Origin of the sequence: Pseudomonas sp. MWU13-2517 (genome assembly GCF_023242545.1) — a bacterium.
Lineage (GTDB): Bacteria > Pseudomonadota > Gammaproteobacteria > Pseudomonadales > Pseudomonadaceae > Aquipseudomonas.
This window is the reverse complement of record NZ_JALMFA010000012.1, coordinates 16,250-34,127: the sequence shown is the minus strand read 5'-3', so window position 1 is coordinate 34,127 and position 17,878 is coordinate 16,250. Positions and strand designations below refer to the sequence as shown.

Genomic DNA, 17,878 nt, shown 5'->3' with positions numbered 1-17,878 from the left:
GACTGCTGCGCAGTCCAACCGGAGCAAGCGCCCTCGCCACAGGTTACTTTTTAGCCTTTCTCCTTCTTGACTGACTGGCATTAGCCACCTGCCCCCCCTATCGACCGAGCGTCAAACCTGCGTGGGCAGGCGCTGGTCGATCAGCCGATACAGCGCACTCTCTTGCGGCCAGTTGCGCATAAAGCGCGCACGGTCCTTGGCAAAGGCCGGGGCAAAGCTGGCAACGGAACGGTGCTGACACATCGCATCCAGATCGATCATCGCCCAGCGGCCGTCGTTCCAGAACAGATTGTGCCCCTTGAAGTCACCATGGCTGATGCGCTCGCGGATCAGTTCGGCGAATAACTGTTCCAGGGCCAACAGTTCGTTTTCAGGCGCATCGCCGTGTTCGACGTAGGGCGCGAAGCGCTCGATGATGTCCGGCCCGGGCAAGAATTCGGTGACGAGATAAGCCCGGCTGCGCAACCAGAAACAGCGCTTCTCCAGAACGGCCAGCGGCTTGGGCGTGGCAAAGCCCAGGAACGCCAGGCGGTTGCCTTCACGCCAGGAATGCCAGGCCCGGCTCGGGCGCCAGAAACGCTTGAGCCAATGGGTAAACCCCTTGATGTTGTAGCGTTTGATCACCAATGGGCGACCGGCCACCTCGACCTTGGCAACGCTCGCCGCGCCACCCGTCTTGTACAAATGGCCCTGCTCAAGCAATGCATCCGCCTGCTCCAGCACCGGCACCATCGCGGCCTCTTCTTCGCGACGAGCCGCACGCAAGGCGAAAGCCCCGCGCACCACGCTGAACAGTGTGCATTCACGCCCGACCTTGCTCATGAAGTCCTTCATGCGCCAGGCGCTGACTTTACGCACCTGTTTTTCGAGGGCTTCCAACGGCAGTGCGTGCTCGCCATTACCCAGCAGGTAGTACACCAGCAACTCTTCGGTAAACGGTTCGAGATTCTTCGGCAACTGGGCAAAGAACACCCCGAGGTTTTCCAGCACACGCTCACGCGACAACGGCTTGCCGGCCTGCTCAACGCAGATCCCGGCACCATCAATCAGGTACAGCTTGCCGTCATGGCGCAGCAGGTTGTCCAGGTGCAGGTCTTCCTGCCAAACCCCACGGGCGTGCATATGGGCAATCACCCCCAGCGCCTCGGCGAGCACGGCGGTTTGCGCGTCCGCCAGCGGCGGCAGATTTTCGACAGCACGCCAGGCTTGCGCCAGGCTTTCGGCCCCCTCAAGAAACTCGAACAGCAGCCAGCCACCCTCGCCTTCCTGTAAGCCGTCGGCCAACAACAACGGCGTGACCAGCCCCTGCTCCGCCAGTAGACGCACACCGTCGAGTTCACGCTGAAAATGCCGCGCGGCCTTGCTGCCCACCAACAACTTGGCCAGCACCGGACGCCCACGCCAAACCGCCGCGCCCACATAGCGCTGCCCCGGCAACACCCGTAACAGGCTCAACAATTGCAATTGCCCGGGGCCGGCCGCATCCGCCAATTCGATGCTCAGCGGCAGGCTGGGCGCACGGCCGGCATTTTTCAGCTCGGACAAGCGCATCAACGGTTCTCCTTGTGGCTGCGACGGGCCGTCAGACGCTGATGCCAGGTATCGACCAGCGCGCTGTCCTCCGGCTGCTCCAGGTAGGCGGCCAGCAAATAGCGCACCTGGGCTTCAGACCACTGCGGGGCACGGCGCAGCAACGGCTCCAGATCCTTCACCCGGTCACGCCAGCCGAACAACAGCGGGCGGGTTTTCTCCAGGTCGATCAACTGCGCGGCATAACCGTCGGCGGTGGCCTGCAGGAAGATATGTTTGGGGTAAAAACAACCATGTACTTGACCCACAGCGTGCAGCGTGTGGGCAAGCTGACCACAGGCTCGCAGGATTGCGCGCTGCTGGTCATCGCTCAATTGCGGCCACTGCTCCAGCAACGAATCCAGGTCATTCCAACCATCCAGTGCGCGGGTCAGCAACATCGCTCGGTGCTCGCCCTTGACCTTGCGCTCACCGAAAAAAGCGGCTTGCAACGCCGGGATGCGCCGCTGGCGGTAAAGGCTGATGTTGCGAAACTCACGGGAAAAACTTGGTTCGCCCAACGGCCTGTACAAGGTACGAGTCAGGTAGTTGCTCTGGCGCTTGAGGTAATAACCCTGCCCCTCCAGCTCCAGGCGATACACGCTGCTCCAACCACCACGGCTGGTATTGGGTTCGTCTACCGCATCCAGTTGCTTGGCCCACAGGGCGTCAAAGGTCGCCAGACCGTTACGCTCCAACAGCGCACGGTCTTCGGCCGCTAAAAAGTCGCTCATTCGCGCCCCTCGAAAAACTTCACCACGTGGCGAATTCGCTGTTTATCCGACGCCGTCAGGTGCGTGCGCTGGCGATATTGCATGTAGAAACGCAGGCGCTGCGTGGCCGACAAGTGATACTTGGCGACCTTGTCCAGGCAAGCCAGGTCTTTGGTGATGCGGTATTTGAGCCAGAAGCCCCGCCAGAAATCACCGTTAGGGCAGTCGATCAGATACAGGGTTCGCTGGTCGTCCACCAAAAGGTTGCGCCACTTCAAATCGTTATGGGTAAAGCGGTGATCGTGCATGGTGCGGGTATATTCGGCGAGTTGGCGGCTGACCGCGTCGACCCAGCCGGCGTCCTTCAGACGCGCGTCTTTGCGCTCGGCCAACACCGACAGATCCTCGGTTTTCGGCAACTCGCGGGTAATCATCGCCCCACGGTTGTATGCCAGCCCCTTGCGATCCAGGCCCCAAGCGACCACATCCGCAGTCGGGATGCCCCATTTGGCGAAGCGCTTGAGGTTCTGCCACTCGGATTTGACCCGCGGCTTGCCCAGGTAACGGCGCAAGCCCTTGCCTGCCCCCACATAGCGCTTGACGTAGTAGTTGATGCCGTCGCGTGTCACCCGGATCACTTCGGACAATGGATCGCGAGTCAACCGCTCACCCTGCAGAGCGAACACTGCTTCAAGGCTGCCGAAATCATCTGCCAGGGAGGCATAAGCGGGTTCGAGGTTCCAACCCGCCATCAGAGTGCGTCCCCGTATCGCTGTTTGCGTGCGTAAAGCTTGGCGGCCATGCGCTCCAACTCGTTCAACAGCGCCGTTTGCTCAGCCAGGATCTGGCGCAACGGCTGCTGGAAGTAATGTTTGAGGAAACGCAGCTTGTCCCGCTGGGTCAAGCCGATCTCCAGTGCGGAGTAATACAGCCCGGCAAGATCCTTGTTACGCCAGCGCCGAGGGATCGTCGAGCGCACCTGGGCACGGTGCAGGTCGATCACCGACAACTTGAGGTTACCCGCTGTAATGGGCTGGTCAGTGTGCAGCAGGAAGTGGCACAGGTAGCAATCGCGGTGGTTGACGCCCCCTCGGTGCATCGCGCCAACGGTACGTGCCAGTTCGAAGGTCAAGGCATGCTTGATCGCCGGAACCGGCGGCTGTTTGGCCCAATTGAGGGTCAAGTCTTCAAGACTGATAATCGGCGTCAGCTCTTCAGTGATGATGAACGAATGCTGATCAGCCGGGTTGCTACCTTTCTCGCCAAAGGCCACCGCCGTCATGGTCGGTACGCCAAGCGCCTGCAGGCGCTGGATCGCCACCCACTCCTGGCCTGCGCCCAACACCGGCAGCTTGGCAGTGACCAGGTTCTTGAGGATTTCGGCCCAGCCGATTCCCCGGTGGATCTTCACGAAATACGGGTGGCCATCCACCACCGTACGCAACGTACGGCGAGCGGCCAATTCGCGGAACACCTGGCCTTCCAGTCTTTCGACCTCGGCGAAGGCATCACGCCCGGCCCACAAGGTCTTGAACGGTTCGGCAAGAAACAACTTCATCGGTTTGGCTCCGCCAGAATCAGGTCCGCAGCGTGCTGCGGCATGCTATAGAGGTCGGCCGTCTCGGCGAAGGCCAGACCATTGCGGCTCCAGGCCGCACGCGCGAGCGGGTCTTCGAGCATCTCAACCAGGTATTGATTGAGCTGTGCCTGCTCGAAGGGCTCATCCAACACCCGGCCACTTTGGGCTTGCTCGATATAGAAGGCATAACCACAGACCTTGCTCACCAGCACCGGCAGGCCCGCGACCACGGCTTCGACCAGCACCATGCCCGCCGCCTCGTTATACGCAGGGTGGATCAGCAAGTCGGCGCCCAACAGGAAGCGCGGAATATCGCTGCGCCCCTTGAAGAACTGCACCTGATCACCCAAGCCCAACGCAGCACTCTGCAATTGGAATACTTTGGGGTCGTCCTGGCCAATTACAAACAGCCGGGTGCGTTTCTTCAATGCCGACGGCAGCGCGGCTAACGCCTTGAGGCTGCGGTCCACGCCTTTGGTCTTGAAGCCCGAACCGATCTGGACCAGCAACAAGTCGTCGTCCGCCAGGCCGAACTCACGACGAAACTCGGCTCGGATCTCACCCGCATTCGGCGGTGCGCGACGGTCACGGGCAATACCCGGCGGCAACAGGTGAAAACGCTCGGCCTGTGTTCCGTAGTACTGGGTGAACAGGGCTTGCTGATGCTCGGAAAGCACCATGATTTGCGTCCTGGCACTTTTATCAAACACCGCACGCTCATACTCCGCGAAGTGCTTGTAACGCCCGAACCAGCGGTACATCGGGTTGCGCAGGGTTTGGGCCTTGTCTTCAAACACACCGTCGGCGGCGAAATACACATCGAGCCCCGGCATCTTGTTGAAGCCCACCACGCGGTCCACCTGGCGCTTGGCCAGGTCGGCCTGGATCCAGGCATACAGCTTTTCGTTGCGACGGTGGTTGACCAGCGCCTTGACGGGCGCCACCAGCACTTCAAAACCCGGTGGGATATCACCTTCCCAGATCAACGTGTACACGCGAATCTGATGACCACGCTGCTGGCACTCCAGAGCGATGCGCATGAAGTCGCGCTGCAGGCCGCCGAAGGGGAAGTATTTGTAGAGCACGAAAGCCAGTTGCATCAGTGCAGTTCCTCGGCCAGTAACAACGTGGTCAGGCGGCTTGCCACACGTTCAGGGTTCAGGCGTGTAAAGCACAGCGGCGATTCGCGCGGGATGTCGAACCGACGCCGGTCGTCGGCCGTAGGCTGATAGGTGCATTGCTTTTGCAGGCAGGGTGCACAGGGGAAATCACTGGCCAAGTGAATCTGGCCTTTACCATAGGCGCCCGTGAGGCCGGGGTTGGTGGGACCGAACAGTGAAATGGTCGGCACATCCAACGCCGCGGCCAGGTGGCCCAGGCCGGTGTCTACTGCCACACAGGCGCGGGCGCCGGCCAAAACGCGGGCGACGCCGGCGAGGTTCAGCTTGGGTAGCACTTCAGCGTTGGGCAAGCCCTGGGCCAGGCGTTCGGCCCGGGCCTTTTCGGCAGCGTTACCCCAAGGCAGCTTTACATCCACACCCAGGCGCCCCATCCGCTCAGCCAGCTCGCGCCAATAGGCCTCGGGCCAGTGCTTGGTGTCCCAGGTGGTGCCGTGCAGCAACAGCACATAGGGCTTTTGCGGCGGCAGGCCGAGCAACTTGTCGACGTTCAAGCCGTAGTCGCCCAGGGCTTTGGGCAGGTCATAACCCAACGCCACAGCGAACAACTGGCGCAAGCGCTCCACGGCATGTTGCCCACGGGCCACGGCCAGACGACGGGAATAAAAGCGTGCCGCAATGGGTTCGCGGGCGGAGTTCTTATCGAAGCCGGCCACCGGCGCACGCACGTAACGGGTCAACCAGGCACTTTTGAGCAGGCCCTGGGCGTCGATCACCAGGTCGTACTTGGTCGACTGGATGCGCTGCTTGAAACGCCACCACTCACCGCTCTTGAAGGTCTGCCAGAGATTCTTGCGCCAGCGACGGATCGCCACCGGAAACACCTTGTCCACCGCCGGGTGCCAGGTTGGAATCTCGGCAAAGCCTTCTTCCACCACCCAGTCGAAACGAATACCGGGGATCGCCCGCGCGGCGTCGGTCAGCGCCGGCAACGCGTGGATCACATCACCCAGGGATGAGGTCTTGACTACCAATACTCGCAAACTAACGAACCTCGACCACTGAGCCCTGCAACCGCTGCAAAGCCTCGCTCACCGGTTGCGGCAGCAATTGGCGCAGGCAGTTGTAGTGGCCGAACCGACAGGTGCGCTCAAAGCACGGGCTGCACTCCAGGCCCAGGCGCACCACTTCGACCTTGTCGGCCAATGGCGGAGTGAAACCGGGCGAAGTGGACCCATACACGGCCACCAACGGACGGTTCAGCGCGGCGGCCACGTGCATCAGGCCAGAGTCATTGGACACCACCGAGTCGGCGCAGGACAGCAGGTCGATCGCCTCGGCCAGCGAGGTGTCGCCACTGAGGTTCACCGCTTCTTCGCGCAGGCCGGGAATCAGGCGCTGACGGATGTCTTCACCCACCGAGTGATCGTTTTTCGAGCCGAAGAGCCACACCTGCCAACCCTCGCGGATCTTCATCTCGGCGACTTTGGCGTAATGCTCCGACGGCCAGCGCTTGGACTCGCCAAACTCGGCGCCCGGGCACAGCGCCAACACCGGGCGGTCCAGGGTCAGGCCGAACTTGGCCAGTGCCGCATCGCGGGTCACGGGGTCGATCTGCAAACTGGGGCGCGGGTAAGGCGTGGGCAACGCGGTACCCGGTTCGTAGGCCAGGGCCATGAACCGTTCGATCATCAGCGGGTAGCGCGCCTTGTCGAGGGTGCGCACATCGTTGAGCAATACATAACGGAACTCACCGCGCCAGCCGGTGCGTTTGGGGATGCCGGCAAAATACGGCACCAGCGCCGACTTGAGCGAGTTGGGCAGCAGGATGGCCTGGTCGTACTGGCCGGCCAGGGATCTGCCGATGCGACGACGGGTCGCCAGTTCAAGCGCACCATGGCCCAGCGGGAAGCTCAAGGCCTTGCGCACCTCGGGCATGCGCTCAAGGATCGGCCGGCTCCACTCAGGGGCGAGCACGTCGATTTGGCAGTCGGGGTGACGCTGTTTCAGGCACTGGAACAGTGTCTGCGCCATCACCATGTCACCGACCCAACTGGGCCCAACGATCAGAATATTCATGTAGTTTCCACAAACGATGCGGGGAGGCTTATGCCTCCCCGCCTCGAAAATTACTGTAGGTCACGGTTGGCCCGGTCACTGCGTTGTGCGGGAGCGGGCTTGCTCGCGAAAGCGGTCTGTCAGCCGGCCCATCGAGTGGCCGACCCACTGTTTTCGCGAGCACGCCCGCACTCACATTTAATCAATTTTCAGCTTAACCCCAGTTCTTTCCAGATTCGCATCACCTGGCGCCGTTCGTCGGCGAACTGATCCCCGGCGACCGTGCCGGACTCATTCTGCAGAGCCTGGCGATGCGCAGCGGAACGGTAGGCCTTATACACCTCGCGCAGCAGGTGGGCATCGGCGGCGGGCATCAGCCCTACCTGCTCCAGACCTTCCAGAATGCGGATATTGTCGGTGTAGCGCAGCAACGATGGATGTTGCGCAGACCACGCCAAAGCCGCGTATTGCACCATAAATTCAATATCGACGATACCTCCGGCATCCTGCTTGAGATCGAACAGCGCCGTCGCCTCGAACGCATTGGCGCCGGTGCCGGCCGCTGTGGTCTTGGTCCCCAGGTTATCGCGCATCTTGGCGCGCATCTCGCTGACCTCCTGGCGCAGCTTGACCGGGTCCCGCTCACGGCCCAATACACTGGCCCTGACTTGCTCGAAGGCATGCCCGACATCCTGACTGCCCACCAACACCCGAGCGCGGATCAGGGCCTGATGCTCCCAGGTCCAGGCTTCATTTTGTTGATAGCGATCAAACGCCCCCAGCGAACTGACCAATAGCCCGGAGGCGCCGGAAGGTCGCAGGCGCATGTCCACTTCATACAGCTGGCCCGAGTTGGTCTGGGTGGTCAGCAGGTGAATGATCCGCTGGCCCAGGCGCGTGAAGAACTGCGCCCCATCAATCGGCTTGGCCCCATCGGTTTCCGCCTGCGGGTCGCCATCATGGATAAATACCAGGTCCAGGTCCGAACCATGCCCCAGTTCGATCCCGCCGACTTTCCCATAACCGACAATGATGAACCCAGGATCGCACAAGGTGCCGTCCACACGCTGCGGCGAACCATGCCGGGCCACGGTCTGGCGCCAGGCCAGGGCCAATACTTGTTCGAGGATGGCTTCGGCAAGCCAGGTGAGGTAATCGCTGACCTTCATCAACGGCAAGCTGCCGGCAATCTCCGAAGCGGCCACGCGCAGGCGGTGAGCCAGTTTGAAATGGCGTAGCGCTTCCATCTGCTGCTCGAGGTCGTCCTCGGGGATGCGCGTCAGGCGCTCGCGCAATTCGGCGGCCAGTTCCGGTGCCAACGGCGGCTTGAACAGGCGACCTTCGTTGAGCAATTCGTCGAGCAGCAACGGAAAACGGGTGATCTGTTCGGCGATCCAGGGGCTGGCGGCGCACAACGTCAGCAAGCGACGCAGGGCGTCTGGATTTTCGGTCAACAGCACTAGGTACGCGGAGCGACGAGCGACAGCTTCCACCAGCGGCAGGACGCGCTCCAACACCAGGTCCGGATTGGCATGCTCGACCGCCTGGGCCAGCAGGCGCGGGATAAACGCATCCAACCGCTCACGCCCCAGACGCTGCATGGCGCGCAACTGCGGGCTGCCGCGCAGGCCGGCCAGCGCCTTGAGGGCCTTGTGGGCGTCGAGGAAGCCGCCTTCGGCCAACTGGCGGCACGCAGCTTCTTCATCCTGAGACTCTTCCCACAATGGCAACCACTCACCGCCTACCATCAGCTCGCTTTCTTCGCCTTCCTCCTCATCCGGGTCAGCGATCACTTGGCGAAAATGCCAGTCCACCCGACCGCGCCAATACATCAAGCGCTCATGAAAAGCCGCCCAATCGGCAAAGCCCAACATAAAGGCAATGCGTGCCTGATCGCTCGGATTGTCCGGAAGCATCTGGGTCTGCCGATCAGCGATGGCCTGGATGGCATGCTCGGTGTAACGCAGGAATTCATAGCCTTCGCGCAGCTCGGCAATCACCGCCGGGGGCAGGTAACCCTGGCCTTCCAGAGTGCCCAGCACCTTGAGCAGCGGGCGCTGTTGCAGGCTGAGGTCGCGGCCGCCGTGAATCAGCTGGAACGCCTGGGCGATAAACTCGACCTCGCGGATACCGCCCGAGCCCAGCTTGATATTGTCGGCCATGCCTTTGCGCCGCACTTCCTGCTGGATCAACTGCTTCATGGTGCGCAGCGCTTCGATGGCGGAAAAGTCCAGATAGCGGCGATAGACAAATGGTCGCAGCATATCGAGCAACTGCGCACCAGCCGCCTGGTCGCCGGCCACGACGCGCGCCTTGATCATGGCGTAGCGTTCCCAGTCGCGCCCCTGATCCTGGTAGTATTGCTCCAGCGCATTGAAGCTGAGCACCAGGGCACCGGCCGAACCGTAGGGGCGCAGGCGCATATCGACGCGAAACACAAAACCATCGACGGTCATGGGATCAAGGGCCTTGATCAATTTTTGACCAAGACGAATGAAAAACTCCTGGTTATCCAGGGCGCGTTTCACGCCCACCGTCTCACCACCTTCGGGATAAGCGAAGATCAGGTCGATATCGGACGACAGGTTCAGCTCCACCGCACCGAGCTTGCCCATGCCGAGGATGACCATGTGCTGCGCTTCGCCGCTACGGCGGCCGGTCGGGGTGCCGAATTGTGCGCAATAGCGCTGATACAGCCACTGGTAGGCTTGGTCGATACAGGCGTCAGCCATGTCGGAGAGGTCGCGACAGGTTTGCACCAGGTCCGCCTGTCGGGTCAGGTCGCGCCAGATAATCCGCACCTGCTGCCGGGTGCGCTGACGGCGCAGTACACGCCCCAGCTCATCTTCTGTTTCAGCCTGCTGCACCGCGCCAGCCACCTGCCCGCACAGCTCGCCGGGCGCAAAACCGCGATCCAGCTCGCCCCAGGCCACCAGCTCCAGCAACATCAAAGGGTCACGCAGACTCTGTTCAATGACGAAATCACTGGCGGCGCATACGCGGGCGAAGTCGGCCCACCGTTGCGGCGTCCACGCAGAAAGGCCATGATCGTCGCCCAGCGCAGCCACTGCGTCACGAAATGACTGCTCGGCCCGCTGGGCAAAAGGCAAGAGAATGGCCGGCAGTTCGGCGAGCGTTGGAAGGGTCATGGTCTATCCTTGATCGGCGCGTGAATGGCGTGTAGCTGTGAACGCAAGAACCACGCTCGGTGAAGGACTGTCGAACAAAGGTTAGAAATAGCTGAAATTAATTTCATTTTGGCAGCCAACATCAAACATTCACCTTTTCTTGTTCGCAAAAGATCAACAATAACGATTATGCTCACCAGCCAGACCGAGTCATACGCTCAGTCTTGTGTAGTTTTACTACTCGTATATACATTCGAAAGGCTGAAATGGCCGACGATTTGTAGTAAAACTACAGGACGCCGAAGCAACCTTCGGCCATCCAAGAATTTATGTCGTCTGCCCACAAGGCCAGTCGCAAACTCAGGCAACCGATTCTGGTAGCCTTTCCGCCCTGGAGCAAGCCATGCAAGACCTCGATCCCGTCGAAACCCAGGAATGGCTGGACGCCCTGGAATCGGTTCTCGACAAAGAAGGCGAAGACCGTGCTCACTACCTGATGACCCGTATGGGCGAACTCGCGACCCGCAGCGGCTCGCAACTGCCCTACGCCATCACCACGCCATACCGCAACACCATCCCCGTTACCCACGAAGCACGCATGCCTGGCGACCTGTTCATGGAACGCCGCATTCGCTCGCTGGTACGTTGGAACGCCATGGCGATGGTAATGCGCACGAACTTGAAAGATTCGGACCTGGGCGGTCACATCTCCAGCTTCGCTTCCAGCGCAACCCTGTATGACATCGGCTTCAACTACTTCTTCCAGGCCCCGACCGACGAACACGGCGGCGACCTGATCTACTTCCAGGGCCACACTTCCCCAGGCGTCTACGCCCGTGCGTTCATGGAAGGCCGCATCACCGAAGAACACATGAACAATTTCCGCCAGGAAGTGGACGGTAACGGCCTGTCGTCGTACCCGCACCCTTGGCTGATGCCTGATTTCTGGCAGTTCCCGACTGTGTCCATGGGCCTGGGCCCGATCCAGGCGATCTACCAGGCACGTTTCATGAAGTACCTGGAAGCCCGTGGCTTCATTCCTGAAGGCAAGCAGAAAGTCTGGTGCTTCCTGGGCGACGGCGAGTGTGACGAGCCGGAATCCCTGGGTGCCATCTCCCTGGCCGGCCGCGAGAAGCTGGACAACCTGATCTTCGTCATCAACTGCAACCTGCAGCGCCTCGACGGCCCGGTTCGCGGCAACGGCAAGATCATCCAGGAACTCGAAGGCGTGTTCCGCGGTGCTCAGTGGAACGTGACCAAAGTCATCTGGGGCCGCTTCTGGGACCCACTGCTGGCCAAGGACGTCGACGGCATCCTGCAACGCCGCATGGACGAAGTCATCGACGGCGAGTACCAGAACTACAAAGCCAAAGACGGCGCGTTCGTGCGTGAACACTTCTTCAACACGCCTGAACTCAAGGCGATGGTTGCCGACCTGTCCGACGACGAGATCTGGAAACTCAACCGTGGCGGCCATGACCCGTACAAGGTCTACGCGGCGTACCACGAAGCGGTCAACCACAAGGAACAACCGACCGTCATCCTGGCCAAGACCATCAAGGGTTATGGCACCGGTGCCGGCGAAGCGAAGAACACCGCGCACAACACCAAGAAAGTCGATGTCGACAGCCTGAAGCTGTTCCGCGACCGCTTCGACATCCCGGTCAAGGACGAAGAGCTGGAAAACCTGCCGTTCTTCAAGCCGGAGCCGAACAGCGCCGAAGCCCGTTACCTGAGCGAACGCCGCGCCGCACTGGGTGGCTTCGTGCCACAGCGCCGCGCCAACAGCTTCAGCGTACCGACGCCGGACCTGAGCACCCTCAAGGCCATCCTCGACGGCTCGGGCGACCGTGAAATTTCCACCACCATGGCTTTCGTGCGTATCCTCGCGCAACTGGTCAAGGACAAGGACATCGGCCCGCGCATCGTCCCGATCATCCCGGACGAAGCCCGTACCTTCGGTATGGAAGGCATGTTCCGTCAGTTGGGCATCTACTCCTCCGTCGGCCAGCTCTACGAGCCAGTCGATAAAGACCAGGTGATGTTCTACAAGGAAGACAAGAAGGGCCAGATCCTCGAAGAAGGCATCAACGAAGCGGGCGCCATGAGCTCCTTCATCGCTGCCGGTACTTCGTACTCCAGCCACAACCAGCCGATGCTGCCGTTCTACATCTTCTACTCGATGTTCGGCTTCCAGCGCATTGGCGACCTGGCTTGGGCAGCCGGCGACAGCCGTACCCGTGGCTTCCTGATCGGCGGTACCGCCGGTCGGACCACGCTGAACGGCGAAGGCCTGCAACACGAAGACGGTCACAGCCATATCCTGGCTGCCACCATCCCGAACTGCCGCACCTTCGATCCAACCTACGGCTATGAGCTGGCGGTGATCATCCAGGACGGCATGAAGAAAATGACCGAAGAGCAGCAGGACGTTTTCTACTACATCACCGTGATGAACGAGTCCTACCAGCAGCCAGCCATGCCGGCCGGCGTGGAAGAAGGCATCATCAAGGGCATGTACCTGCTCGAAGAAGACACCAAGGAAGCAGCGCACCACGTACAACTGATGGGCTCCGGCACCATCCTGCGTGAAGTGCGTGAAGCGGCGAAGATCCTGCGTGAAGAGTTCAACGTCGGTGCCGACGTGTGGAGCGTCACCAGCTTCAACGAACTGCGTCGCGACGGCCTGGCCGTAGAGCGTCACAACCGCCTGCACCCTGGCCAGAAGCCACAGCGCACCTTCGTTGAAGAGTGCCTGACCGGCCGTAAAGGCCCGGTAATCGCTTCGACCGACTACATGAAACTGTTTGCTGAACAAATTCGCCAGTGGGTCCCGTCCAAGGAATTCAAAGTCCTGGGCACCGACGGTTTCGGCCGCAGTGACAGCCGCAAGAAGCTGCGTCACTTCTTCGAAGTCGACCGTCACTTCGTGGTGTTGGCAGCCCTGGAAGCCTTGGCTGACCGTGGTGAGATCGAACCCAAGGTGGTAGCGGACGCTATCGTCAAGTTCGGGATCAACCCGGAAAAACGTAACCCACTGGACTGCTGAGGAGATTTTTTGTGAGCGAACTCATTCGCGTACCTGACATCGGCAGCGGTGAAGGTGAAGTAATCGAGCTGTTTGTGAAGGTCGGCGACAAAGTTGAAGCCGACCAGAGCATCCTGACCCTGGAATCGGACAAGGCGAGCATGGAAATCCCTGCTCCCAAGGCCGGCGTGGTCAAGAGCCTGAAAGTGAAGCTGGGCGACCGCCTGAAAGAAGGCGACGAACTGCTGGAGCTGGAAATCGAAGGTGCCGCTGATGCGGCCCCTGCGGCGGCTCTTGCTGCCGCCGCTGCACCCGCACCGGCCGCTGAGAAGCCTGCCGCTGCCGAGGCTGCTCCAGCCCCGGCCGCTGCACCTGCCGCCGCTACTGTCCAGGACATTCACGTCCCGGACATCGGCTCGTCGGGCAAGGCCAAGATCATCGAGCTGCTGGTCAAGGTCGGCGACACCGTCGAAGCCGACCAGTCGCTGATCACCCTGGAGTCCGACAAGGCCTCCATGGAAATCCCATCGCCGGCTGCCGGCGTGGTGGAAAGCATCGCGGTCAAGCTGGAAGACGAAGTCGGCACCGGTGACTTCATCCTCAAGCTGAAAGTACAAGGCGCTGCGCCTGCTGCCGCGTCGGCACCGGCTGCCGCTCCGGCGGCCAAGGCTGAAGCCGCTCCGGCTGCTCCTGCTGCTGCACCGGCCGCAAAAGCCGAGGCCGCACCGGCCCCTGCTGCCGCACCCGCGCCAAGCGGTGCCAAGGTTCATGCCGGCCCTGCCGTGCGTCAACTGGCCCGTGAGTTCGGCGTCGAGCTGAGCGCAGTGGCTGCCAGTGGTCCTCACGGTCGCGTGCTGAAGGAAGACGTGCAGGCTTACGTCAAAGCCATGATGCAGAAAGCCAAGGAAGCGCCGGCTGCAGGCAACGCCACAGGTGGCTCGGGCATTCCGCCGATCCGCACCGTGGACTTCAGCCGCTTCGGCGAAGTCGAAGAAGTGCCGATGACCCGCCTGATGCAGATCGGCGCGGCGGGTCTGCACGCCAGCTGGCTGAACATCCCGCACGTGACTCAGTTCGACCAGGCCGACATCACCGACTTGGAAGCTTTCCGCGTTGCGCAGAAAGCCGTGGCCGAAAAAGCCGGCGTGAAACTGACCGTGCTGCCGCTGCTGCTCAAGGCCTGCGCGCACCTGCTCAAGGAACTGCCGGACTTCAACAGTTCGCTGGCCCCGAGCGGCAAAGCGATCATCCGCAAGAAATACGTGCACATCGGCTTTGCCGTCGACACCCCGGATGGCCTGCTGGTACCGGTCATCAAGAACGTCGACCAGAAGAGCCTGCTGCAGCTTGCTGCTGAAGCGGCTGCGCTGGCCGCCAAGGCCCGCGACAAGAAGCTCACTCCAGACGACATGCAAGGTGCGTGCTTCACCATCTCCAGCCTCGGTCACATTGGCGGCACCGGCTTCACGCCAATCGTCAACGCGCCAGAAGTGGCGATCCTGGGTGTGTCCAAGGCCACTATCCAGCCTGTATGGGACGGTAAAGCGTTCCAACCGAAGCTGATGCTGCCACTGTCGTTGTCCTACGATCACCGTGTGATCAACGGCGCCGCGGCTGCACGCTTCACTCAGCGCCTGAGCCAGTTGCTGAACGACATCCGCACTATCCTGCTGTAAGCCTCAACGGGCCTCCCTTTCACCGGGGAGGCCTGGCTGCACCGATTTCCGAGCGCCACGCTCGTACCTCAACCCCGCCAATTGGCGGGGCTTTTTTTGGCGCTCGCCGCGCAGTCAGAATCGGCGTGCACGCCTTCTATCAGCCCGATTGCAGAAATCCCCCGTGCGGCCGATAACAGCCATATAGCACTTAGCCTTCATCCTCTCTTGTCAGTCCGTGCTGCATGATGCAACCTTGCCGCAGGCGACAGTAAAGAGGGCGTGAGCCCCGGCGCAGTGCGCATTTTCCCGAGCGAGTTTCCCCATGAAAAGCCAACCCGATGTCGCCCGTATGGCGGCCGAGGTAGTGACGCAATTACCGGTGCCTTCGCGCCTCGGTATGCTGCGTTTCGAGCGGCTTAATGAGGCAAGCTGGGCCTTGCTTTACCTCGACCCCAATTGCGAACGTCAATTCGGCCTGTCGGCGGTTGAGTTATGCGCCCTGATCGGCACGCCCTACGCCAGCCTGATGGAACCTCAGGCGCGTTACCAGTTGCACGATGCGATCCAGCAGCAACTGAGCCACAGCCCCCATTACCTGGTGCGCTACACCTTGCACACCCAGGACGGGCCGCTGAGCCTGCTGGAAATGGGCGAGGCCTACAAACAACACAATCGCCACTTGTTGCGCGGCTACCTCATGGTAGTCGACGGCCTGTTCAGTGAAATCCCCGCCCCTGCCCCGACTGCCGACCTGGAAAACCAGAACAGCCGCCTGCAGATCGCCCTGGAGCTCAACCAGCGTGCGCAACAGGAACAGTTGCAGCACCTGGAGCGGGTACGCGCCCAGCAGGAGTTGATCCTGTTGCTGGCGCGCCAGCGCTATAGCACGCCTAACTCGCTGCAAGAAGCCGCCGAGCTGATCACGCGCAGCGCGTGCGATATCTACCAGATCGATTGCGCCAGTATCTGGCACCTCGAAGGCATGCGCCTGGTGCCGATCTCGGCGTACCACCGCGCCGACCAACAATACCACCTACCTGAAGCGATCGACGCCAGCAGCTTCCCGGACTACCTGGAAGCCCTGCACAGCAGCCGCGCCATCGACGCGACCCATGCGATGCGCGATCCACGCACCCGGGAAATGGCCGAAAACCTGCGCGCCAAGAATATCCACGCAATGCTCGATGCAAGCATTCGGGTTGATGGCCAGGTCGTCGGCGTATTGTGCCTGGAACAAAGGGGCAGCTCGCGCGCCTGGCAATCCGATGAGATCGCCTTCGCCGGAGAGCTGGCGGACCAGTTCGCCCAGGTGATCAACAACCACAACCGTCGTGCCGCCACCAGCGCGCTGCATTTATTCCAGCGGGCTGTAGAGCAAAGTGCCAACGCTTTCCTGCTGGTCAATTGCGATGGTGTTGTGGAGTACGTCAACCCCAGCTTTACCGCGATTACCCAGTACAGCGCCGAAGAAGTCCACGGCCATCGCCTGGCGCAACTGCCGGCCTTGGAGAACCTCAGCGAGTTGCTGTTCGACGCACCGTCGAGCCTGGCCAAGAGCAACAGTTGGCAAGGTGAGTTCAAGAGCCGGCGCAAGAACCTCGAGCCCTATTGGGGCCAGCTGTCGATTTCCAAGGTGTATGGCGACAACCGCGAACTGACCCACTACATCGGCATCTACGAAGACATCACCCAGACCAAGCTGGCACAACAACGTATCGAGCGCCTGGCCTACACCGATAACCTGACGAACCTGGGCAACCGTCCGGCGTTTATCCGTAACCTGGATGAGCGCTTCGCCCGGGACACTGATAGCCCTATCAGCCTGCTGCTGGTGGACATCGACAACTTCAAGCGGATCAACGACAGCCTCGGCCACCAGACCGGTGACAAGCTGCTGATCAGCCTGGCCCGTCGTCTGCGCAACAGCCTGAGCACGAGCGGCATCCTGGCGCGTTTTGCCAGTAATGAGTTTGCGGTGCTGCTGGACGATGCCGACCTCGAGACGGGTCAACAGGTCGCCAGCCAGTTGCTGACGACCCTCGACAAGCCGATGTTCGTCGACAACCAGTTGATCAGCATCACCGGTTCTGTGGGGCTGGCCTGTGCGCCCCTGCATGGCCGCGACCCACAGACTCTGATGCGCAACGCCGGCCTGGCCCTGCACAAAGCCAAGGCCAACGGCAAACACCAGGTACAGGTGTTTACCGAAGCGCTGAACGCCGAAGCGAGCTACAAGCTGTTCGTGGAAAACAACCTGCGCCGCGCCCTGACTCAGAACGAGCTGGACGTGTTCTACCAGCCCAAACTGTGCCTGCGCAGTGGCCGCCTGCTGGGTATGGAAGCGCTGTTGCGGTGGAACCACCCGGAAAAGGGCATGATCCGCCCCGACCAATTCATCAGCGTGGCCGAAGAGACCGGGCTGATCATCCCCATCGGCAAATGGATCGCCCGCCAGGCCTGCCGGATGAGCAAGCAGTTGAGCGCCGCCGGCATGGGCAACCTGCAGGTGGCGATCAACCTGTCGCCCAAACAGTTTTCCGACCCGGACCTGGTGGCGTCCATTGCCACGATCCTCAAGGAAGAACAGCTGCCGCCGAACCTGCTGGAGCTGGAACTGACCGAGGGCCTCCTGCTGGAGGCCACCGAAGATACGCGCCTGCAACTGGACCAGCTGAAGAGCTTCGGCTTGACCCTGGCCATGGACGACTTCGGCACCGGTTACTCGTCGCTGAGCTACTTGAAAAAATTCCCCATCGACATCATTAAGATTGATCGCAGCTTTATCCATGAAATCCCGGACAACCAGGACGACATGGAAATCACCTCGGCGGTGATCGCCATGGCCCACAACCTCAAGCTCAAGGTGGTGGCCGAAGGCATCGAGACTGCCGAACAACTGGCGTTCCTGCGCCGGCATCGCTGCGATGTGGGCCAGGGCTACCTGTTCGACCGGCCAATCCCCGGATCAGAGCTGATGAAGATGCTTAAACGCTACCCGCGCGGGCCAATCGCCTGACAGCGATGTAA

Annotated in this window: 11 protein-coding genes; 3 read left to right on the top strand and 8 right to left on the bottom strand. The window is 61.2% G+C overall.

Annotation, left to right across the window (positions count from 1 at the left end):
• Positions 1-111: 111 nt before the first annotated feature.
• The 8 genes from M5B97_RS18150 to glnE all read right to left on the bottom strand — a co-directional run bounded on the left by M5B97_RS18150 (position 112) and on the right by glnE (position 10,186).
• Positions 112-1,551: a lipopolysaccharide kinase InaA family protein gene (locus M5B97_RS18150; protein WP_248732235.1), complete on the bottom strand. Its 1,440-nt coding sequence runs from the start codon at positions 1,549-1,551 to the stop codon at positions 112-114.
• Positions 1,551-2,303: a lipopolysaccharide kinase InaA family protein gene (locus M5B97_RS18145; RefSeq protein ID WP_134661035.1), complete on the bottom strand. Its 753-nt coding sequence runs from the start codon at positions 2,301-2,303 to the stop codon at positions 1,551-1,553. Before M5B97_RS18145 ends, M5B97_RS18150 begins: the two co-directional genes overlap by 1 nt.
• Entirely contained in the window at positions 2,300-3,034 is a 735-nt protein-coding gene (locus tag M5B97_RS18140; protein ID WP_123716156.1) for a lipopolysaccharide kinase InaA family protein, read from the bottom strand. The genes M5B97_RS18145 and M5B97_RS18140 overlap by 4 nt, the downstream gene beginning before the upstream one ends.
• Positions 3,034-3,840: a lipopolysaccharide core heptose(I) kinase RfaP gene (gene rfaP, locus M5B97_RS18135; protein WP_134661036.1), complete on the bottom strand. Its 807-nt coding sequence runs from the start codon at positions 3,838-3,840 to the stop codon at positions 3,034-3,036. Before rfaP ends, M5B97_RS18140 begins: the two co-directional genes overlap by 1 nt.
• On the bottom strand, positions 3,837-4,961 hold the full coding sequence (locus M5B97_RS18130; RefSeq protein WP_248732234.1) for a glycosyltransferase family 4 protein: 1,125 nt from the start codon (positions 4,959-4,961) through the stop codon (positions 3,837-3,839). The genes rfaP and M5B97_RS18130 overlap by 4 nt, the downstream gene beginning before the upstream one ends.
• The gene (gene waaC / locus M5B97_RS18125) at positions 4,961-6,022 is read right to left on the bottom strand and encodes a lipopolysaccharide heptosyltransferase I (protein ID WP_248732233.1); all 1,062 of its coding nucleotides are present in this window, start codon (positions 6,020-6,022) and stop codon (positions 4,961-4,963) included. Before waaC ends, M5B97_RS18130 begins: the two co-directional genes overlap by 1 nt.
• A gap of 1 nt (position 6,023) precedes the next feature.
• Entirely contained in the window at positions 6,024-7,058 is a 1,035-nt protein-coding gene (waaF, locus tag M5B97_RS18120) for a lipopolysaccharide heptosyltransferase II (protein WP_248732232.1), read from the bottom strand.
• Between the two features lie 188 nt (positions 7,059-7,246).
• Positions 7,247-10,186 carry a bifunctional [glutamate--ammonia ligase]-adenylyl-L-tyrosine phosphorylase/[glutamate--ammonia-ligase] adenylyltransferase gene (gene glnE / locus M5B97_RS18115; protein ID WP_248732231.1) on the bottom strand — a complete coding sequence of 980 codons (2,940 nt, stop codon included), beginning with the start codon at positions 10,184-10,186 and terminating at the stop codon, positions 7,247-7,249.
• Positions 10,187-10,568: 382 nt separating this feature from the next.
• On the opposite strand from glnE, the gene aceE reads away from it, so the two are divergent.
• From aceE to M5B97_RS18100, 3 genes are all read left to right on the top strand, one after another.
• Positions 10,569-13,214, top strand: coding sequence for a pyruvate dehydrogenase (acetyl-transferring), homodimeric type (aceE, locus tag M5B97_RS18110; RefSeq protein WP_134661040.1), 2,646 nt, complete (start codon positions 10,569-10,571; stop codon positions 13,212-13,214).
• 11 nt (positions 13,215-13,225) lie between these two features.
• A complete protein-coding gene (gene aceF / locus M5B97_RS18105) occupies positions 13,226-14,869 on the top strand; it encodes a dihydrolipoyllysine-residue acetyltransferase (RefSeq protein WP_248732230.1) in 1,644 nt (547 codons plus the stop codon).
• Between the two features lie 304 nt (positions 14,870-15,173).
• Positions 15,174-17,867, top strand: coding sequence for a GGDEF and EAL domain-containing protein (locus M5B97_RS18100; RefSeq protein WP_248732229.1), 2,694 nt, complete (start codon positions 15,174-15,176; stop codon positions 17,865-17,867).
• The last annotated feature ends 11 nt before the right edge of the window (positions 17,868-17,878 follow it).